Raw genomic sequence first — 19,239 nt, forward strand, 5'->3', positions numbered from 1 at the left:
CGTGGCGTGGGAGTCGACGAGGTCGAGGGCTCGCGCCGCCGACCCGCCGGACGATCCTGAGACGACCGCGAAGGCGATCTGCCTTCGGCTGCTCACCGACCGGGCACGGACCCGGTCGGAGCTGGCCGACGCGCTTCGTCGCCGAGGCATCGAGGACGCCGTGTCGGCGCGGATCCTCGATCGCTTCGACGAGGTCGGCCTGATCGATGACGAGGCGTTCGCCGGGCAGTGGGTCCGGTCGCGGCACCAGCACCGTGGTCTCGGCCGGCGGGCGATCGCCATGGAGCTGCACCGCAAGGGTGTCGCCAAGGAAGTGGCCGACGAGGCTTTGGCCGAGGTCGACCCGGAGTCCGAGCGGGCCCGCGCCCGCGAGCTGGTCGACAAGCGGCTGCGCACGATGACCGTCGACGGCCCGGACGACCGGGTGAAGGCCGGCCGCAGGTTGCTCGGCATGCTGGCCCGCAAGGGCTACCCGTCCGGGGTGTCCAACGAGGTCGTCCGAGCGGCCCTGGCCGAGCGCGGAGCAGAAGAAGACGAGCTCGGCCCACCCGACCTGGCCTGACGGATCAGCGCTGCCACACCGTGCCGTGTGGTGTGATCGGTCGGCCGCGAGCCGAGCCGAACCGAACCGAACCACAGCAAAGCTGGCTCCGCGAGTCTCCGGAGGAGTTCCGGCGAAGGCCGGCGCCTTGACTGTCCGAAACCCACCTCGTCAGCTGTCAGGGCGGCTCCCACGTTGGCAACAAGCGCGCGCTTGGCGACGAAGGAGCTTGTTCTTCGGGGAGTACCCCAGCGAGCTTGCGAGCCGGGGTGGTCACCGAAAAACTCCGCGCGGAACAGGCCTAGAAGGACCGGTGCAGGACCTGGACGTCGGCTGCTGGGCCCGTTGCCGCCGCGATGTCGCCCACGAAGGACAGCAGGGTGTCGGTGAACGCCTGAGCTGCCTGGATCGGTGCCGTGTCCGCGCGGCGGGCGATCGCGACCGTTCGGTAGAGGGGCGGGGTCAGCACGGTGCGGCGCAGGCGTGGGCGGCCGGCGAACACCAGGTCGGGTACCACCGCGACACCCGTCCCGGATTCGACCAGGCGTAGGACCGCGTCCATCTCGCCGCCCTCGACGGCGTACCGAGGGGTCACGCCGGCGTCCCGGTAGGCCTGCAGGGTCACTTCGCGCAGGTCGTAGCCCTGCCGCACCATCACCAGCGAGCGGCGGGACAGCTCGGTGATCGACATCGAGCCTCGGCTGGACGGAGACCGGCCCGACTGAGGCGACGCCACCGACAGCCGCTCGCGCAGCAGGGGCGTGATGTGTAGTGCCGGGTCGAGGCCGGTCGGCGGGACGATCACCAGCGCGACGTCGAGGGCGCCCTGGGACAGGTCCTGGACCAGGGGCTGGGAGCCGTTCTCCGCGAGATGCAGGTGAATCTCCGGGTGCTGCTCGTGGAACACCCGCAGCACGTCGGCCAGCACACCGATGCACAGTGACGGGGTGGCGCCGACCCGCAGGTTGCCCCTGCGCAGGCCGACGATCTCGGCGACGGCGGTGCGGGCGCTCTCCGCGTCGGCCAGCATCCGCCTGGCCAGCGGCAGCACCGCCTCACCAGCGGGGGTGAGCGTGACGCTCTTGCCCCGGTTCAGCAGCGGGGCTCCCAGCTCGTCCTCCAGGGCCTTGACCTGCCGCGACAGTGTGGGCTGCGCGACACCGGTGATCTCCGCCGCGCGAGTGAAGCTGCGCACGTCGGTAATCGCCACGAAGTACATGAGCTGCTGAAGTGTCACGGATATAGCCTACGTGCATCGAACCTGGTGCTCCGATGCATTGGACGTTCGGAAACCGGGATAGTCCACTGATTCCCGTGAGGACACTGGTCTCGACGAAGCAGCGCACGGAGCAGAGTTCTCCGGCGCACCGTTCACACCGGATTCCCTCGGCACTGTGGAAGTTCGTCATGGCGGTCAGCGGCGCGTTCATGCTGCTGTACCTGGTCCTGCACATGGTCGGGAACCTGAAGATCTTCCTCGGTCCCGAGGCGATCGACGGATACGCCGCCTGGCTGCGCACCATCCTGGAACCGGCCGTGCCCTTCGAGGGCACGTTGTGGCTCGTCCGGGCGGTGCTGACCGTGTCGATCGTGGCGCACATCTGGTCGGCCACGGTCCTGACCTTGCGGGCCCGGCGCGCGCGGCCGGTGCGGTACGCGGTGCGCAACAAGGTCGCGGGCAGCTACGCGGCGCGCACCATGCGCTGGGGCGGCGTCATCGTGCTCCTGTTCGTCATCTACCACCTGCTCGACCTGACCACCGGGACGCTCAACCCACACGGCGTGCACCTGCAGGTCTACGCCAACCTGCACGCCGACTTCACCCCCGAACGCTGGTACGTGACGGTGTTCTACGTCCTCGCGGTCGTGTCGGTCGGCATCCACATCCGGCACGGGCTGTGGAGCGGCCTGCAGACGCTCGGCTGGTCCACCAACGCACGCGAGAAGAAGCTCAAGGGCTTCTCCACGGTATTCGCCGTCGTACTCACCGCCGGCTTCCTCTCGGTCCCGCTCGCGGTGACCTTCGGATTGGTCTGAGGGGCGATCATGAACATGTACTCCGACTACACCGTCGGCTCACCCATCGCCGACAAGGCCGCGCCCGACGGGCCGATCGAGACCCGCTGGGAACGCCGCCGCTTCGGCATGAAGCTGGTCAACCCCACCAACAAACGCAAGCTGCACATCATCATGGTCGGCACCGGGCTCGCCGGGGGAGCGGGTGCCGCCTCCCTGGGTGAGCTGGGCTACCAGGTCAGCTCGTTCTGCTACCAGGACAGCCCGCGCCGCGCGCACTCGATCGCCGCGCAGGGCGGCATCAACGCCGCCAAGAACTACCGTAACGACGGCGACAGCGTGTACCGGCTGTTCTACGACACGGTGAAGGGCGGCGACTTCCGCGCGCGGGAGTCCAACGTGCACCGGCTGGCCGAGATCAGCCGCCAGATCATCGACCAGTGCGTGGCGCAGGGCGTCCCGTTCGCCCGCGAGTACGGCGGGCTGCTCGACACCCGCTCCTTCGGCGGTGTGCAGGTCTCCCGCACGTTCTACGCGCGGGGTCAGACCGGGCAGCAGCTGCTGATCGGTGCGTACCAGGCGCTCGAACGCCAGATCGACGCCGGCAACGTCACGATGTACGCGCGGCACGAGATGCTCGAGCTGGTCATCGTCGACGGCCGGGCCAGGGGCATCGTCGCCAGGGACATGGTCACCGGTGAGATCACCACCCACCTCGCCGATGCGGTCGTGCTGGCCTCCGGCGGCTACGGAAACGTCTTCTACCTGTCCACCAACGCCAAGGGCTGCAACGTCACGGCGTCCTGGCGGGCACATCGCAAGGGCGCGTTGTTCGCCAACCCCTGCTACACCCAGATCCATCCGACCTGCATCCCGGTGTCCGGCGACCACCAGTCGAAGCTGACGCTGATGTCGGAGTCGCTGCGCAACGACGGCCGGGTGTGGGTGCCCAAGCGCGTGGGTGACGACCGGGCTCCGAACGACATCCCGCACGACGAGCGCGACTACTTCCTCGAACGGCAGTACCCGGCGTTCGGCAACCTCGTCCCTCGGGACATCGCCAGCCGCGCGGCGAAGAACGTGTGCGACGAGAAGCGCGGCGTCGGACCCACCGGGCTCGGTGTCTACCTGGACTTCGACGACGCCATCCAGCGTCTCGGGCGCAGTGCCGTCGCCGCGAAGTACGGGAACCTCTTCCAGATGTACGAGCGCATCACCGGCGAGGACCCGTACCAGGTCCCGATGCGCATCTTCCCCGCCGTGCACTACACGATGGGCGGGCTGTGGGTGGACTACGACCTGCAGAGCACGATCCCGGGCCTGTACGTCGCAGGCGAGGCGAACTTCTCCGACCACGGCGCCAACCGTCTCGGCGCCTCGGCGCTCATGCAGGGCCTCGCCGACGGCTACTTCGTGCTGCCCAACACCATCGGTGACTACCTGGCCAGCAACAAGCTCGCTCCGGTCGAGCCGGACCACCCCGAGGTCGTCGCGGCGCACCGTGAGGTGACCGACCGCATCGAGAAGCTGCTGTCGATCAAGGGCAACCGCACGGTCGACTCGTTCCACCGCGAGCTGGGCCACATCATGTGGGACTACTGCGGCATGGAGCGCACCGAGGAGGGCCTGCGCAAAGCACTGGATCGCATTCCGGAGCTGCGCCGCGAGTTCTGGAACAACGTCATCGTGCCGGGCACCGGAGCCGAGCTGAACCAGAGCCTGGAGAAGGCCGGCCGGGTCGCGGACTTCCTGGAGCTCGCCGAGCTGATGTGCCTCGACGCGCTGCACCGCACCGAGTCCTGCGGCGGTCACTTCCGCGCGGAGAGCCAGACCGAGGACGGCGAGGCGGACCGCGACGACGAGAACTTCTCCTACGCGGCGGCCTGGGAGTACCAGGGGGCCGGCGTGGCACCGGTGCTGCACAAGGAAGACCTGGTGTTCGAGTACGTGCACCCGACCAAGCGGAGCTACAAGTGAAACTCAACCTGCGGGTCTGGCGGCAGAACGGCGACGAGCGCAAAGGGCGGCTCGTCAAGTACGAGGTCGACGACGCCTCCGAGGACATGTCGTTCCTCGAGCTGTTGGACGTACTCAACGAGAAGCTCATCCTGCGCGGCGAGGATCCGGTCGCGTTCGACCACGACTGCCGCGAGGGCATCTGCGGCGCGTGCAGCATGGTCATCGACGGGGAGCCGCACGGCCCGGAGAAGGCGACCACCACCTGCCAGCTGCACCTGCGGCAGTTCTCCGACGGCGACACGATCACCGTGGAGCCGTTCCGGTCGGCCGCGTTCCCGGTGCTGCGCGACCTCGTGGTGAACCGCTCCGCGTTCGATCGGATCATCTCCTCAGGCGGATACATCACCGCGCCCACCGGCGCGGCTCCGGACGCGCACGCGACCCCGGTGCCCAAGCCCGCCGCGGACCGCGCGTTCGCGGCCGCCAACTGCATCGGGTGCGGCGCGTGTGTCGCGGCGTGCCCGAACGGATCCGCGTCGCTGTTCCTCGGCGCGAAGATCACTCATCTCGGTGAGCTGCCCCAGGGTCAGCCGGAGCGCTACCAGCGGGTGCTGAGCATGGTTGAGGCGCACGAAGAGGCCGGTTTCGGCGGATGCACCAACACCGGTGCGTGCGCGACCGCGTGCCCGAAGGAGATCCCGCTCGACGTGATCTCTCAGCTCAACCACGACTACCTCGCGGCGAAGGTGGGTGGTCGGGCCAAGAACTAGAAGGCGTCGCTCGCGCCATCCCACCCGCTCGGCCTATTGACGAGGCCGGGCGGTCAGCCCTGCCCGAAGCACAAGTCGATCAGGTATCGATCATGTGAGACGTATCTCGGCCTGGTGAATCTTTCCGACCTGGCAGGGCTGCCCGGTGACGCAAGTCGTACGCTCCGTGAGATCCGAACGACACGACGTCGTGCGTTCAACCGAGCGTACGGCGTCGACACCGAAGCAGATGAGGACTTCTCCGACGTGTCATCCACCACAGAAGCGTCCGCCGGTCGGGCGCAGATCGCGGCCAGAACCCTCCGCACGGACCGATGGTGGCTGCCACCGCTGATGACCGTTGTCGGTCTGGCGGCGTGGGTCATCTACGCAACGGTCCGGGTATTCATGCAGAAGTGGTACTGGGTGCCCGAGTACCACTACCTGACTCCTTTCTACTCGCCCTGCGTCTCGCTGGGGTGTGATCCTGAGGCGTCGCTGTTCGGCAGGTTCCTGCCGGACTGGCCGATCCTGCCGTTCGGCGCGATCACGCTGCCGTTCCTGCTGCTGTTCCGGCTCACCTGCTACTACTACCGGAAGGCGTACTACCGCAGCTTCTGGCAGTCGCCGCCGGCCTGCGCCGTCGCCGAGCCGCACGCGCGCTACACCGGTGAGACCCGGTTCCCGCTGCTGGGCCAGAACCTGCACCGGTACTTCTTCTACATCGCCGCGATCATCTCGGTGATCAACACCATCGATGCGGTCCTCGCCTTCCACGGCAAGGACGGCGGCTTCGGTATCGGGCTGGGCACATTGATCATCCTGGCCAACGTCGTGCTGCTGTGGGCCTACACCGCGTCCTGCCACTCCTGCCGCAGCATCATGGGCGGGCGGCTGAACCACTTCTCCAAGCACCCGATCCGGTACTGGTTGTGGACGCAGGTCACGAAGCTCAACGGGAAGCACCAGGAGCTCGCGTGGACCACGCTGGGCACCCTGGCGCTGACCGACTTCTACGTGATGGCGGTGTCGGCCGGCTGGTTCGCCGACCCGCGGATCGTGAACTGAGGCGGCCGAGATGACAACAGGTGAGAACGTGAACTCCGAGACCAACACCGACATCGAGCGGCACTCGTACGACGTCGTGGTGATCGGTGCCGGCGGCGCCGGCCTGCGTGCCGCGATCGAGGCGCGGCTGCAGGGCAAGAAGACCGCGATCATCAGCAAGTCGCTGTTCGGCAAGGCCCACACGGTGATGGCCGAGGGTGGCTGCGCCGCGTCGATGGGCAACGTCAACTCGAACGACAACTGGCAGGTGCACTACCGCGACACCATGCGCGGTGGGAAGTTCCTGAACAACTGGCGCATGGCCGAGCTGCACGCCAAGGAGGCCCCGGACCGCGTCTGGGAGCTGGAGACCTACGGGGCGCTGTTCGACCGCACCAAGGACGGCAAGATCAGCCAGCGCAACTTCGGTGGGCACACCTACCCCCGCCTGGCGCACGTCGGTGACCGGACCGGCCTGGAGCTGATCCGCACACTGCAGCAGAAGATCGTGTCGCTGCAGCAGGAGGACTTCAAGGAGACCGGCGACTACGAGTCGCGGATCAAGGTCTTCCACGAGTGCACCATCACCGACCTGATCAAGACCGACGGCAAGATCTCCGGTGCGTTCGGCTACTGGCGCAACACCGGCGGGTTCATCCTGTTCGAGGCGCCGGCGATCGTCATGGCCACCGGCGGTATCGGTAAGTCGTTCAAGACCACGAGCAACTCGTGGGAGTACACCGGCGACGGCCACGCGCTGGCTCTGCGCGCCGGCGCGACGCTGATCAACATGGAGTTCATCCAGTTCCACCCGACCGGCATGGTGTGGCCGCTGTCGGTGAAGGGGCTGCTGGTCACCGAGTCCGTCCGTGGTGACGGCGGGGTGCTGACCAACTCCGAGGGCAAGCGGTTCATGTTCGACTACATCCCGGACGTGTTCAAGGAGCAGTACGCCACCACCGAGGAGGAGGGCGACCGCTGGTACACCGATCCGGACAACAACCGTCGCCCGCCTGAGCTGCTGCCCCGTGACGAGGTCGCCCGGGCGATCAACTCCGAGGTGAAGGCCGGTCGCGGCTCACCCCAGGGCGGTGTCTTCCTGGACGTGTCGTCTCGGATGAAGCCCGAGGAGATCATCAAGCGGCTGCCGTCGATGCACCACCAGTTCAAGGAGCTGGCGGACGTCGACATCACCAAGGAGCCGATGCAGGTAGGCCCGACCTGTCACTACGTGATGGGTGGCATCGAGGTCGACCCGGACACCGGCGCCTCGAAGGTGCCCGGTCTGTTCGCCGCGGGTGAGTGCTCCGGCGGTATGCACGGCTCCAACCGGCTCGGCGGCAACTCGCTGTCCGACCTGCTGGTGTTCGGCCGTCGCTGCGGGCTCGGCGCGGTGAACTACCTCGACGAGCTGGGCACGCCGCCCGCGATCGACGAGTCCGAGGTCAGCGCCGCGCACGACCGCGCGTTGCTGCCGTTCCACACCGAGGGCGGCGAGAACCCGTACACGGTGCACCTCGAGCTGCAGCAGACGATGAACGACCTGGTCGGCATCATTCGCAAGGGCGACGAGATGGAGCTGGCGCTCAAGAAGCTCGAGGACTTCGCCACCCGCACCCGCCAGGTCGCGGTGCAGGGACACCGGGAGTTCAACCCCGGCTGGCACCTCGCGCTGGACCTGCGCAACATGCTGCTGGTCTCGCTGTGCGTGGCGAAGGCGGCGGTGGAGCGCACCGAGAGCCGAGGCGGGCACACCCGCGACGACTTCCCGGTGATGGACTCCGACTGGCGCCACATTCTGCTGGTGCTGTCCGCCAACGGCGAGGACGACGTGCACCTGCGGCGTCAGGAGCAGATCGCGATGCGGCCGGAGCTGCTGGACCTGTTCGAGATGGACGAGCTGAAGAAGTACTACACCGGTGAGGAGCTCGGCGGCCACCGTGCCGGCGCGGCCGCCGGAGAGGGCGGTACGGCATGAGCTACAACGCGAACTTCCGGGTCTGGCGCGGCGACTCCGAGAAGGGTGACCTGGTCGACTACCAGGTCGAGGTCAACGAGGGTGAGGTCGTTCTCGACATCATCCACCGGCTGCAGCAGACGCAGGCCGGCGACATGGCCGTCCGCTGGAACTGCAAGGCCGGCAAGTGCGGTTCCTGTAGCGCCGAGGTCAACGGCCGGCCCAGGCTGATGTGCATGACCCGGATGAACACCTTCGCCGAGGACGAGGTCGTGACGGTCACCCCGCTGCGTACCTTCCCGGTGGTCCGTGACCTGGTCACGGATGTGGAGTTCAACTACACGAAGGCCCGCGAGATCCCGGCCTTCGCCCCGCCCGCGGGGGTGGCCCCCGGTGAGTACCGGATGCAGCAGGTCGATGTGGAGCGGAGCCAGGAGTTCCGCAAGTGCATCGAGTGCTACCTGTGTCAGAACACCTGCCACGTGGTGCGGGACCACGAGGAGAACAAGGCCGAGTTCGCTGGGCCGCGTTACCTCATGCGCATCGCCGAGCTGGACATGCACCCGCTGGACGCCGCTGACCGGCAGAAGGCGGCGCAGGAGGAGCACGGCCTCGGTTACTGCAACATCACCAAGTGCTGCACCGAGGTGTGCCCCGAGCACATCAAGATCACCGACAACGCGCTGATCCCGCTGAAGGAGCGAGTGGTCGACCGTAAGTACGACCCGCTGGTGTGGCTGGGCAGCAAGATCTTCAAGCGCGGCGAGAAGACCGACGCCTGACCGCTCTCGCGCTCAACACGAGGCGCCGCCCCGGCCATCCGTGCCTGGGTCGGCGCCTCGCGCGCGTCCGCCCATGATCACCACCGTCTGAGGGCTCTTCGGGCGAGCGGAATCAGCCCTCACGCGGTGGTGATCATGGTGGCCGGTCGAGGATAGGGTGGTCGGTGTGATCGGTTCGGTGTCCGGGTTCCCGAGTGGCGAGGGTGAGTGGGAGCCTGTGACCTCGGGGGAGTCCGGGGCCGCTGTCCTCCGCTCGCGCGACGGTGCCCGATATGCGAAGTGCGTGTCCGCCGGGGACGTGGCCTCGCTGGAAGCGGAGCGGGATCGGGTCGGCTGGCTCAGCGAACAGGGGATTCCCGGCGCGCGGGTGCTCGACTGGCGCCTCGGCGCGGACGGTGCCGTACTCGTGACCAGCGCCGTCGAGGGGATCCCCGCCGATCAGGTACCTGCCGCGACGCTCATGACGGCGTGGGAGTCGATCGTCGACGCCGTCGCCCGGTTGCACGCGCTACCCGCGGGGACGTGCCCCTTCGCGCGCGACCTCGCCCAGATGTACGCCACGGCACGGGACGTCGTCGCGCGCGGTGCGGTCAACCCGGAGTTCCTCCCCGAGGAGCAGCAGCACACGCCCTCGGACGAGCTGCTCGCTCGGCTCACCGCGCAGCTCGACCAGCGTCTGGCGCAGGAAGCCTCCGACGTCGTCGTGTGCCACGGCGACCTGTGCCTGCCCAACATCGTTCTGGACCCGGAGTCGTTGACGGTGGCGGGTTTCATCGACCTCGGCCGCCTCGGACGGGCCGACCGGTACGCCGACATCGCGCTCCTGCTCGCCTCGTCCCGGCTGGAGAAATGGACGGACGAGCGGCAGGCCGACTCGGCGGAGACGCTGTTCGCCGACCGGTACGGCATCACACTCGACCGCGACCGAGAGCGGTTCTACCTGCATCTCGACCCACTGACCTGGGGCTGACCGGCTCAGAGCCGGACGGGGAGGCCCGTGCTCGCCGACTCGTACATGCCGAGGACGGCCGCGAGCGCGGTCCGTGCCTGAGCCGTCCCCGACCGTGGCGGTACACCGAGCGTGGCCGCCCGGACGAAGTCACGCAGCTGCGCCTCGTGTGACACCCCGAGGCCGCGTTCCTCCGGACTCAGCTGATCGGCCTCGGTGACCTGGTTGAGCTCGGCCCCCGACTCCGACATGGCGATCTCCGGCGGCTCGCCCTCGCTGGCGTAGAGGAACGTCAGCTCGTCGCCGCTGATGACGGCCGAGCCCCGGGTCCCGAACACCCGCAGGCTCGCGTCGAGCCCGGGGTAGGCGGCGGTGGTGGCGTGGATCGTGCCGAGCGCTCCGCCGTCGAACCGCACCACCGCGACGGCGGTGTCCTCGACCTCGATGCGCTCGTGCGCCAACCGGCCGGCGTAGGCGAACACCTCGGTCGGTCGGCCCATCACCGAGAGCATGAGGTCGATCGTGTGCACCGCCTGGTTGATCGTGGCGCCGCCGCCGTCGAGCTCCCGGGTGCCCCGCCAGTCGCCCGAGTCGTAGTAGCTCTGTCCGCGCCACCAGGCGCAGGACGCGTTCGCCGAGGTCAGGGTGCCGAGCTGACCGGCGGCCACGGCGGCGGCCACCTTCTCGGTCGACCGGTCGAACCGGTGTTGCGAGATGACCGCCACCGTCCGCCCGGACGTGCGTTCGGCGGCGATCACCCGGTCGGCTGCCGCCAGCGAGACGTCGATCGGCTTCTCGATCACCACGTGCTTGCCGGCGTGCAGCGCGGCCTCGGCCAGGTCGGCATGCGTGCCGCTCGGCGTGCACACCACCACCACGTCGACGTCATCTCGCCCGAGCGCTCCCGCCGTGTCGGTCGTGTGGTCACCGGCGAGATACCGTCTCGCCGCGGTGAGGGCGGCCGGCTCGCGGGGGTCCGCCACCACGGCCAGCTCCGCCACGTCGGAGAGCGCGGCGATCGCGGCGCAGTGGATCGTGCCGATCACACCGGCCCCCAGCACCGCGAACCGCAGCTTGTCGCTCACCGGTACCGAATCCCTTCGACGTCGAGCAGATCGGTGAACGCCCGCGTGGCGCGCGCGAACTCCGGTGCCCCGGAGAAGCCGCCGAACCGGTCGGTGGCCGCCAGGTGCGGTTCCATCGAGAAGAAGCCGTCGAACCCGTCGGCGACGAGCGCGCGGATCGTGTCGGGCAGCTCGCCGTCCCCCTCGCCCGCGGGGACGACCGTCCCGTCGGCCAGCAGCGCGTCCTTGATCTGGATGTAGTCCGTGTAGGGCCGCAGCATCCGGTAGGCGTCCCGGAACGGCCGCACCCCGACCTGGACGTAGTTGGCCGCGTCCCAGGCCAACCGCAGACTGGGCAGGCCGACCGACTCGACGATGTCGAGCACCCGCTCGGGGACGTCGCCGTAGATGTGTTTCTCGTTCTCGTGCAGCAGTACGACACCACCGTCGGCGCCCCGCTGGGGCAGCTCGCGCATGCGGCGGAGCACCTCGTCCCGGTGATCGGCCGGCGCCTGGCCGGAGTCCAGGAAGAACGAGAACACCCGGATGAACGGCGCCTCGAACCTGTGGGCGAGCTGGACCGCCCGATCCATCCGGACCAGGTGGGCATCGAAGTCCTCGGCGATATTGATCTTTCCGATCGGTGAGCCGATCGAGGACACCCGGATACCGTCACGGGCGAGCGCGGCGTGGAGGTGCTCGACCTGGTCGTCGGTCAGGTCGAGCACGTTGACTCCCCAGGCGCTGCGCAGCTCCAGGTAGCCGATGCCCAGTTCGCGCAGCTGCCGGCACTGCTCGGCCGGGTCGGGTCCGATCTCGTCGGCGAAGCCGGAGAGCGTCCACATCGGTCGGTGACCTCCTTGAGCCGTGCGGGGCGTCTCGAACGTAGCGAGGCGACGGCGGCGGCAGGGCACCTCGCGGCGATTGTTCGGCCCGTGTCCATGTCCGCGTCGGGCACGGTTCAGCCGGGCCGTGCCGTCCCGTCCTCGCCGGTGACCAGGCGGCCCACCAGCTGCCTGCGGCTGCGGACGCCGACCTTGGCGAAGATCGATTTGAGATGGCTCTGGACGGTGTGCGGTGAGACGAACAGCCGCGCCGCGATCTCGGTGGTGCCGAAGCCGCGCAGCACGAGCTCGGTCAGCTCTCGTTCGCGTGTGGTCAACCCGTAGGCGGCGCAGATCAGCGGTGCGATCGACGGGGGAGCGGCCGCCTGCAGCACGACCGCCACCCGCTGTGCCCGATCCTCGTCACCGGCGGTCGGTTCCGCGTGGAGCGCAACCCAGCGGCCCGATGCGCCGAGGACGCGAGCGGCGACCTCCCCGGCCGTGACGCGGGCTCTCTCGGCGACGTTCAGGACCTCGAACGGGAGCGGGTCGTGGCCGGGATCGCCGAGGAAACCGACCTGCCGGAGCCAGCCGAGGGCGGACGGCGTGGCCGACTCGAGCCTGTGGTCCCGACCGATCAGCAGGACCCCGGGCCAGAGGCCGACACCGGGTTCGCCTGCCCTCGCCCGCACCCCCGCCGCGCGGAAGCTGCGACCGAGCGAAGCCGCCACGTCGTGGGCGAAGTCGCGTTCGTCCTCGGTAAAGTCCGTCGCCGGTGCCTGGCGGAACAGTGCGAAGCACGCCCAGGAGGCATGGTCGACGACGCACGCGACGCGCAGCTCGGCGGCCATGTTCACCGGGACCAGAAGCTCCCGGTAGCGCGTGCTGCGGCGGAGGTCCCCACCGGTCTCCTCGCTGAGCACACCGCTGTGGCGGGGCCGCCGGGCCAGCTCGGGGAACGAGTTGAAATCGCTCGACAGGTAGGCGATCTCGGCGACCCGGGGGTCGGGCGGCGGCATGTGCTCGACGTGGGTGCTGGTCTCGATGAGCGTCGCCGGATCCATTGCGTGCCAGCAGGCGGCGTCGTGCGGCAGGACGCGCGCCAGGACGTCGGCGGCCGCGTCGAAGAGCGCGGGCAGATCCAGCTCGGCGGTCTCGAGCTGCGACACACGGTCGTACGCACGAGCACGCGCGCGGTGGCTCACCGGTCGATGGTCACACGGACCGGTCCGCCGACAAACCCCATAAATGTGGCATGGACGGAGTTTCCGCTGGTCCCTAGCGTTCGTCGTCTACACCTGAGGGGAGAACGGATGTCGCTGGGAGAGCTGTCGCCGGGAGCAGGGGTCGTCAGAGCGGGGCAGGGGCCGGCCATCTGGATGGTCGGCGACACGTACACGCTCAAGGCGACCTCGGAGTCGACCGGCGGGGCGTTCGCGTTGATCGAGGCGTCGATCCCTTCCGGGGGCGGTCCGCCACCGCACATCCACACCAGGGAGGACGAAGCGTTCTACCTGCTGTCCGGTCAGCTCCAGGTGTCGGTGGGAGACGAGACCACCCTGGTCCGGGGTGGTGACTTCGTGTATCTGCCGAGGGGCATCGCGCACTCGTTCACCAACCCGGGGGTCAGTGCGGCGCACGCGTTGTTGCTGATCACCCCCGGCGGGTTCGAGGGTTTCTTCGCCGAGCTCGGGACGCGGGCCCGCGTCGGCGAGCAGGCGCCGCCCTTCGACCCGTCGGACTTCGAGCGCGTCGCCGAGGCCACCCGCCGCTACGGCGGCGAGCTCGTGGCACCCGCCGGCCCACCCCGCTGAGGAGACAGGACATGCCCACCGCACACAGCTTGTTCCGGACGGTCGACGACCACGACACGGACGGGCTCCGTGCGCTGCTCGCCGAGGACGCCAGAATGGTCTTCGGCAACCAGGAGCCGCTGCTCGGCCGCGACGCGGTGATGGCAGGTGACGCGGCCTTCCACACGAGCATCCGGGGCGTGAGCCACCGGGTGCGCAACGAGTGGACCGTCGGGACGACGACCATCGCCGAGACCGACGTGACCTACACCCGTCTGGACGGCGCGCAGGTCACCGTCCCGGCGGTGACGATCTGGTCGGTCGATGGCGACGACCTGATCGCGGACCTACGGGTGTTCGTGGACCTGTCCCCGGTCCATGCGCGGCCGTGACCGGTCAGCGCTGCTCGAACAGGAGCCTGGTGTACTCGGTGGTGGTCTCCCTGCCGATCTCGAAGCCGCCGTCGACCACCCCGGTGTTGTTCATGATCGCCACGGTGTAGCGCTCGTCCGGCCCGGCGAAGCCCACCGAGTTCATCAGCCATGAGCCGTCGTCGTTGTCGTCCGACCAGCCGGCCTTGACGCCCGGCCGGTGTGCGGCACCCGCTCCCCAGACACCCCACCGCTGGTTGGGGCCCACCGCGCGCATCTCGTCCACGAGGTAGGTGCGGTGCCTGGCCGGCAGCTCGTCGAGGACGTGGTTCATCAACCGGTCGAGATCGTCGGCCGTGGTCAGGATCCAGCCCCAGTGGTGCGGATGCCGGTCGGTGAACCTCATGTCCGTCATGCCGTACCCCGGGAACCGTCGCGCGAAGTCGGTCCCGCCGTGCCGTTCCCACAGCGTGTGGGCCGCGGCGTCGTCACTCGTGTGCAGCATGGCACGCATGAGCGTGCGGTCGTCCTCGGTGAGGTTCGCCGTGCCGGCATCGGCACGCAGGAGAAGGTCGACCACCATAGCGAGCTTCGTCGTGGAGCATGCCCAGATCAGGGTTCCGGAGTCGGCGTTGCGCCACACCGCGCCGGTCCGCCGGTCCCGTACCACGACACCGGCGAAACCGGGGCGGCCCGCCAGGTACGACTCGGCCCGGGTGATGCCCCCCGTGAGCTCGTCGATCATCGCGGCGGCTCCAGCGCGGAGTGGCGGATGCCCCAGGCGAAGTACCAGACGAGCGCCGCGCCGGTCCAGATGACGGAGGCGACGATGGTGATCGGCCGCAGGCTGACGATGATCAGCAGGCAGCCCAGGATCGACAGGATCGGGGTCACCGGATAGCCGGGGACCCGGAATCCCCTCGGCAGGTCGGGCGCCGTCCGGCGGAGCACGATCACCCCGACCGACACCACCATGAAGGCCACCAACGTTCCGATGCTCGTCATCTCGGACAGGAACTCGATCGGGATGAGACCCGCGAGTATCGCGGCCGCCGTCGACACGATCACCGTGTTGCGCACCGGTGTGGTGGTCCGGGGGTTGATCCGCCGGAACACCGGCGGGACCAGTCCGTCGCGGCTCATCGCGAACAGGATCCGGGTCTGCGCGTAGAGCGCGGTCAGCGTCACGCTGAAGATCGAGATGATCGCGCCGGCGGCCAGCACGGTCCCCGGCCAGCTCGACCCGACGATGTCCTGCAGGATCGCGGCGAGTCCCGCCTCCTGGCCCTCGAACTTCTCCCGCCGCTGTGCACCGACCGCGACCAGCGCGACGGCCACGTAGACCACGGTCACCGTGGCCAGCGCGATCATGATCGCCAGCGGCATGGTCCGGCGAGGGTTGCGCACCTCCTCGCCCGCCGTGGCCACGTTGTCCAGGCCGACGAAGCTGAAGAAGATCACCCCGGCCGCCCCGTAGACACCGGTGACGCCGTACGGCGCGAAGTTCGCCAGGTGGTCGGTGTTCCACCCGCGCACGCCGATGACCACGAACAGCGCGAGCACACCCAGCTTGACCAGAACCATGACGGCGTTCGCCCGCGCCGACTCGGCCGTTCCCCGGATCAGCAGCAGCGCACACAACGCGACCAGCACCATCGCCGGGACGTTCACCCAGCCGCCGGCCTCCGGCGCCGCCGCGAGCGCCTGCGGGATCCTGACCCCGAACACGTTGTCCAGGAGCTGGTTGAGGTACTGCGACCACCCGACCGCGACCGCCGATGCCGACACCCCGTACTCCAGCAACAGACAGGCCGCGACGATCATCGCGACGCCCTCACCCAACGTCGCGTAGGCGTAGGAGTACGCGGAACCGGACACCGGCACGGCGCTCGCCAGCTCGGCGTAACACACGGCGGTCAGCCCGGCCACGACGCCGGCGATCACGAACGACCACACCACCGCGGGGCCGGCCAGTGGCACCGCCTGGGACAGGACGAAGAAGATCCCGGTCCCGATCGTGGCGCCGATGCCGATCATGGCCAGCTGGAACACGCCGATCGTCCGGTTCAGCTCGCCGCCGCCGGTGTTCGCGCCGGACTCGGCGACCATCACAGCGACGGATTTGCGACGGACGAGCCGGGAGTACTGGAAAGCCACACGTCCTCCTCGGAGCCGGGTGCTCGCGGAAGCGTAGCGTCGCGGTCACTCTGCGCAGACATCAAATCTGGCATGATCGCGCACGTCCGGGGGAGGAGAGACCGTTGGCGGGACGCGAAGGTGCAGGTCGAGGGCCCGGGCGACGTCCCACGGCGTCCGATGTGGCCGCCGAGGCGAGCGTGTCCATCGCGACGGTCTCCATGGTCATCAACGGCAAGGCCGACGGGCGGGTGGCACCCGCCACTCAGGAACGGGTGTGGCTCGCGGTCAAGAAGATGGGCTATCGCGTCGACTCCACCGCGCGGAGCCTGGTCACCGGCCGACGGCAGTGCATCGCCTTGGTCGCACCGGACCTGAGCAACCCGTTCTTCACCCAGGTCGCCGCCGGAGTGGCGAAGGCACTGGGCGACGAGTACCGCCTGCTGCTCGCGGTGTCCGGCACCGAGCGCGCCGAACCAGACCTCGACCAGCTGGTGTCCTTCGGGGTGGACGGCATCCTGCTCGAGTTCCCCGGCACCGACGTGGACGTGGCACGCCTCGGGTGTCCCGTCGTGATGCTGGACGAGCCGGTCGGGCCCGCCGAGCTGTCGCGGGTGTACTTCGACACCGCACCCGGCGCTCACGCGATGGTTGACCGGATCGTCGAGCTCGGGCACCGGCGACTGGTGTACCTCGATGCCACGCCGGAGGGGCAGAGTTTCGCGGTCCGCCGGCGGCAGGTGTTCGAGCGGTGTCACGCCACCGACGGCACCTCGGTGACCTGGGTACGGGCGGACATCACGGTCGAGGCGGCCCGCTCGCTGGTCACCGACTCGTGGTCGGCGTGGCGGGACGCGGGGGTCACCGCGGTGATCGCGGCCGCCGACGTACTGGCCTACGGGGTGCTGAGCGCCTTCACCGAGCTGGGGGTGTCGATTCCGGGGCAGGTGTCCGTCGGTTCTTTCGACGACCTGCCGTTCTCCGAGATCACCTCGCCGCCGCTGACCACCGTTCGGCTGCCCGCCTTCGAACTCGGGCACACCTCGGCACGCATGCTGCGTGACCTGATCGACGACGAGCGGCAGCTGCCCTGGGTGGAGGCGCTGGGGACGAGCCTGACCCACCGTGGGTCGATCGGGCCGGCGCGAGTCGGCTGAACGTGTTGCGCGAACAACGTTAAGCGCATAACGTCTGCCTGTGCCCCTACCCGACAGTGGTGTGCTCGCGGTGCTCGGTGACCTCGTCGAAGACGTGGTGGTGTGGTTGCGCGGCCCGTTGCGGGTGGGAACAGACAATCCGGCAACGGTGCATCGCACCCGGGGCGGCAGCGCCGCGAACGTGGCGCGTTTCGCGGCGTCGCTGGTGCCGACCCGGTTCATCGGCCGGGTGGGCGCTGATCCCCTGGGGCACGGACTGGTCGATCAGCTGCGCGCCGCAGGTGTCGATGTCCACGTTCAGCGTGGCGGTCGGACCGGGAGCATCGTGGTGCTGGTCCACGAGGATGGCGAACGCACGATGCTGCCCGACCGGGGTGCCAGCGCGGACCTGGGACCGGTGGCGGAGGACTGGCTGACCGGCGTGTCCCTGCTGCACGTCCCCTCCTATGCGTTCGCCACCGAAACGTCCGAGAGCAACGCGCTCGCGCTGATGCGGGTCGCGGCTCGCGGTGGTCGCCGGGTGAGCATCGACGCGTCCTCGACCGGGCTGTTGCTCGACTACGGTCCCGCCCGGTTCCTCGATCTGGTCGCCGAGGCTCGGCCCTCGGTGTTGTTCGCCAACTCGGCCGAGGCGGAGCTGCTAGGTCTGGCGGATCGCCCGCCTCCGAATGGCACGGTGTGTGTCATCAAAGGTGGCGCGGAGCCGACGGTCGTCATACTGGCTGACGGAGAACGGCTGCGGGTTCCCGTTCCGGTGCGTGTCCACCCGAGGGACAGCACCGGCGCGGGCGACGCGTTCGCCGCCGGCTACCTGGCCGCCGTCGCCCAGGGCTCGCAGGTACCTGCCGCCGTGACGGCCGGACACCGACTCGCCGCCAGGGTGCTCGACGCGCCCGGCGCCAACTTCTCCCTGGAGGTCTCGTGAACGGCCCGCTCGTGCTGTCCGACGAGGTGGCCACCGCCGTGGCGGAAGGCACGCCGGTGGTCGCGCTGGAGTCCACCATCTTCTCGACGCTCGGGCTCCCGCCGCCGCACAATGCCGAGGCGCTGACGCGCTGTACCGAGACGATCCGCGCGGCCGGTGTGACGCCCGCGGTGATCGCGGTACTGGACGGTGTGTGGCGGGTCGGGCTGGATCCGGAGGGCGAGAAGCGAGTCCTGGAGGGGGAGCGCAAGGTCGCCGAGCGCGATCTCGCCGTGGCCGCCGCGCAGGACTGGCCGGTCGGGGTCACGACGGTCTCGGCGACGGTCGCGCTGGCCGAACGTGCCGGAATCTTGGTGTTCGCCACCGGCGGCATCGGCGGCGTGCACCGGAACGCGGAGGTGACCGGTGACATCTCCGCCGACCTGGACGCGCTGGCCCACCATCCGGTGATCACCGTGTGCGCAGGTGCCAAGGCATTCCTGGACCTGCCTCGCACGCTCGAGTACCTCGAGACCGAGGGTGTCCCCGTGCTCGGCTGGAGACACGACGACTTCCCCGCGTTCTACGTCCGATCCAGTGGTCTTCCGGTGCCGCACCGGGTCGAGACGGCCGACGAGGTGGCGCGGGTTCTCGAGGCGCGTGTGCGACCGCGCACCGGTGTGCTGCTGACCGTGCCGATCCCCGAGGCGGACGAGCTGGACGCCGCCGACCTCGCGGCGAGCATGGACGCCGCGCTGGCCGCCGCGGCGGAGGCAGCGGTCACCGGCGCGGCGGTCACTCCCTACGTCCTGGCCAGGCTCGAGGCCGAGACCGACGGCGCCAGCGTGCCCGCGAACCTCGCGCTCGCCGAACAGAACGCGCGGGTGGCATCGGAGGTCGCGGTGTCGCTCGCCCGGCTCCGTCGTCGAACCGACTGACCGGATCTTGCCGAGGGCGTCGCCGAGGACTTAGTATCCCTCCTCACGTTAA

General features: G+C 69.2%; 19 protein-coding genes. 13 read left to right on the top strand and 6 right to left on the bottom strand.

Annotated elements, in window-relative coordinates:
- Position 1 precedes the first annotated feature (1 nt).
- Positions 2-562 (top strand): recombination regulator RecX, encoded by a 561-nt coding sequence (gene recX, locus G406_RS0104070; protein WP_051341564.1) that lies wholly within the window; start codon positions 2-4, stop codon positions 560-562.
- Positions 563-842: 280 nt separating this feature from the next.
- Here the strand turns inward: recX and G406_RS0104075 are convergent, their stop codons facing one another.
- Positions 843-1,778 carry a LysR family transcriptional regulator gene (locus G406_RS0104075; protein WP_028932824.1) on the bottom strand — a complete coding sequence of 312 codons (936 nt, stop codon included), beginning with the start codon at positions 1,776-1,778 and terminating at the stop codon, positions 843-845.
- 77 nt (positions 1,779-1,855) lie between these two features.
- Between G406_RS0104075 and G406_RS0104080 the strand changes: the two genes are divergently transcribed.
- From G406_RS0104080 to G406_RS0104110, 7 genes are all read left to right on the top strand, one after another.
- Complete coding sequence (locus G406_RS0104080; protein WP_245607005.1) at positions 1,856-2,578, top strand: succinate dehydrogenase cytochrome b subunit; 723 nt, start codon at positions 1,856-1,858, stop codon at positions 2,576-2,578.
- 15 nt (positions 2,579-2,593) lie between these two features.
- Positions 2,594-4,534: a fumarate reductase/succinate dehydrogenase flavoprotein subunit gene (locus G406_RS0104085; protein ID WP_211241043.1), complete on the top strand. Its 1,941-nt coding sequence runs from the start codon at positions 2,594-2,596 to the stop codon at positions 4,532-4,534.
- Positions 4,531-5,286, top strand: coding sequence for a succinate dehydrogenase/fumarate reductase iron-sulfur subunit (locus G406_RS0104090; protein ID WP_028932827.1), 756 nt, complete (start codon positions 4,531-4,533; stop codon positions 5,284-5,286). The genes G406_RS0104085 and G406_RS0104090 overlap by 4 nt, the downstream gene beginning before the upstream one ends.
- Before the next feature lie 246 nt (positions 5,287-5,532).
- Positions 5,533-6,333 carry a hypothetical protein gene (locus G406_RS0104095; RefSeq protein ID WP_028932828.1) on the top strand — a complete coding sequence of 267 codons (801 nt, stop codon included), beginning with the start codon at positions 5,533-5,535 and terminating at the stop codon, positions 6,331-6,333.
- A 28-nt stretch (positions 6,334-6,361) separates the two neighbouring features.
- Positions 6,362-8,290 carry a fumarate reductase/succinate dehydrogenase flavoprotein subunit gene (locus tag G406_RS44510; RefSeq protein ID WP_037075199.1) on the top strand — a complete coding sequence of 643 codons (1,929 nt, stop codon included), beginning with the start codon at positions 6,362-6,364 and terminating at the stop codon, positions 8,288-8,290.
- Entirely contained in the window at positions 8,287-9,051 is a 765-nt protein-coding gene (locus G406_RS0104105) for a succinate dehydrogenase/fumarate reductase iron-sulfur subunit (protein ID WP_028932829.1), read from the top strand. The genes G406_RS44510 and G406_RS0104105 overlap by 4 nt, the downstream gene beginning before the upstream one ends.
- Before the next feature lie 166 nt (positions 9,052-9,217).
- Positions 9,218-10,021, top strand: a complete 804-nt coding sequence (locus tag G406_RS0104110; protein WP_064742851.1) for an APH(3'') family aminoglycoside O-phosphotransferase — start codon at positions 9,218-9,220, stop codon at positions 10,019-10,021.
- Positions 10,022-10,026: 5 nt separating this feature from the next.
- Here the strand turns inward: G406_RS0104110 and G406_RS0104115 are convergent, their stop codons facing one another.
- The 3 genes from G406_RS0104115 to G406_RS44515 all read right to left on the bottom strand — a co-directional run bounded on the left by G406_RS0104115 (position 10,027) and on the right by G406_RS44515 (position 13,093).
- The gene (locus G406_RS0104115) at positions 10,027-11,085 is read right to left on the bottom strand and encodes a Gfo/Idh/MocA family protein (RefSeq protein ID WP_028932831.1); all 1,059 of its coding nucleotides are present in this window, start codon (positions 11,083-11,085) and stop codon (positions 10,027-10,029) included.
- Positions 11,082-11,909, bottom strand: a complete 828-nt coding sequence (locus G406_RS0104120) for a sugar phosphate isomerase/epimerase family protein (RefSeq protein ID WP_028932832.1) — start codon at positions 11,907-11,909, stop codon at positions 11,082-11,084. The genes G406_RS0104115 and G406_RS0104120 overlap by 4 nt, the downstream gene beginning before the upstream one ends.
- A gap of 116 nt (positions 11,910-12,025) precedes the next feature.
- Positions 12,026-13,093, bottom strand: a complete 1,068-nt coding sequence (locus tag G406_RS44515) for a helix-turn-helix transcriptional regulator (protein ID WP_156934674.1) — start codon at positions 13,091-13,093, stop codon at positions 12,026-12,028.
- Positions 13,094-13,201: 108 nt separating this feature from the next.
- On the opposite strand from G406_RS44515, the gene G406_RS44520 reads away from it, so the two are divergent.
- Both G406_RS44520 and G406_RS0104135 read left to right on the top strand, forming a co-directional pair.
- The gene (locus G406_RS44520; protein ID WP_051341572.1) at positions 13,202-13,702 is read left to right on the top strand and encodes a quercetin 2,3-dioxygenase; all 501 of its coding nucleotides are present in this window, start codon (positions 13,202-13,204) and stop codon (positions 13,700-13,702) included.
- 11 nt (positions 13,703-13,713) lie between these two features.
- Positions 13,714-14,073 (top strand): nuclear transport factor 2 family protein, encoded by a 360-nt coding sequence (locus tag G406_RS0104135; protein WP_028932833.1) that lies wholly within the window; start codon positions 13,714-13,716, stop codon positions 14,071-14,073.
- A gap of 4 nt (positions 14,074-14,077) precedes the next feature.
- Here G406_RS0104135 and G406_RS0104140 read toward each other — a convergent pair whose 3' ends face one another.
- Both G406_RS0104140 and G406_RS0104145 read right to left on the bottom strand, forming a co-directional pair.
- Positions 14,078-14,797: a serine hydrolase gene (locus G406_RS0104140; protein ID WP_037075104.1), complete on the bottom strand. Its 720-nt coding sequence runs from the start codon at positions 14,795-14,797 to the stop codon at positions 14,078-14,080.
- The gene (locus G406_RS0104145) at positions 14,794-16,209 is read right to left on the bottom strand and encodes an amino acid permease (RefSeq protein ID WP_028932834.1); all 1,416 of its coding nucleotides are present in this window, start codon (positions 16,207-16,209) and stop codon (positions 14,794-14,796) included. The genes G406_RS0104140 and G406_RS0104145 overlap by 4 nt, the downstream gene beginning before the upstream one ends.
- Before the next feature lie 161 nt (positions 16,210-16,370).
- Here G406_RS0104145 and G406_RS0104150 point away from each other — a divergent pair, with 161 nt between their 5' ends.
- Genes G406_RS0104150 through G406_RS0104160 form a run of 3 tightly spaced genes read left to right on the top strand, consistent with a single transcriptional unit; the run spans position 16,371 to position 19,187 of the window.
- Positions 16,371-17,345 carry a LacI family DNA-binding transcriptional regulator gene (locus tag G406_RS0104150; protein WP_037075107.1) on the top strand — a complete coding sequence of 325 codons (975 nt, stop codon included), beginning with the start codon at positions 16,371-16,373 and terminating at the stop codon, positions 17,343-17,345.
- A gap of 40 nt (positions 17,346-17,385) precedes the next feature.
- Complete coding sequence (locus G406_RS0104155) at positions 17,386-18,270, top strand: carbohydrate kinase family protein (RefSeq protein WP_245607006.1); 885 nt, start codon at positions 17,386-17,388, stop codon at positions 18,268-18,270.
- Positions 18,267-19,187, top strand: a complete 921-nt coding sequence (locus G406_RS0104160) for a pseudouridine-5'-phosphate glycosidase (RefSeq protein WP_028932837.1) — start codon at positions 18,267-18,269, stop codon at positions 19,185-19,187. The genes G406_RS0104155 and G406_RS0104160 overlap by 4 nt, the downstream gene beginning before the upstream one ends.
- Positions 19,188-19,239: the final 52 nt, after the last annotated feature.

Source organism: Actinospineispora spinosispora DSM 44797 (assembly GCF_000429025.1).
Lineage (GTDB): Bacteria > Actinomycetota > Actinomycetes > Mycobacteriales > Pseudonocardiaceae > Pseudonocardia > Pseudonocardia spinosispora.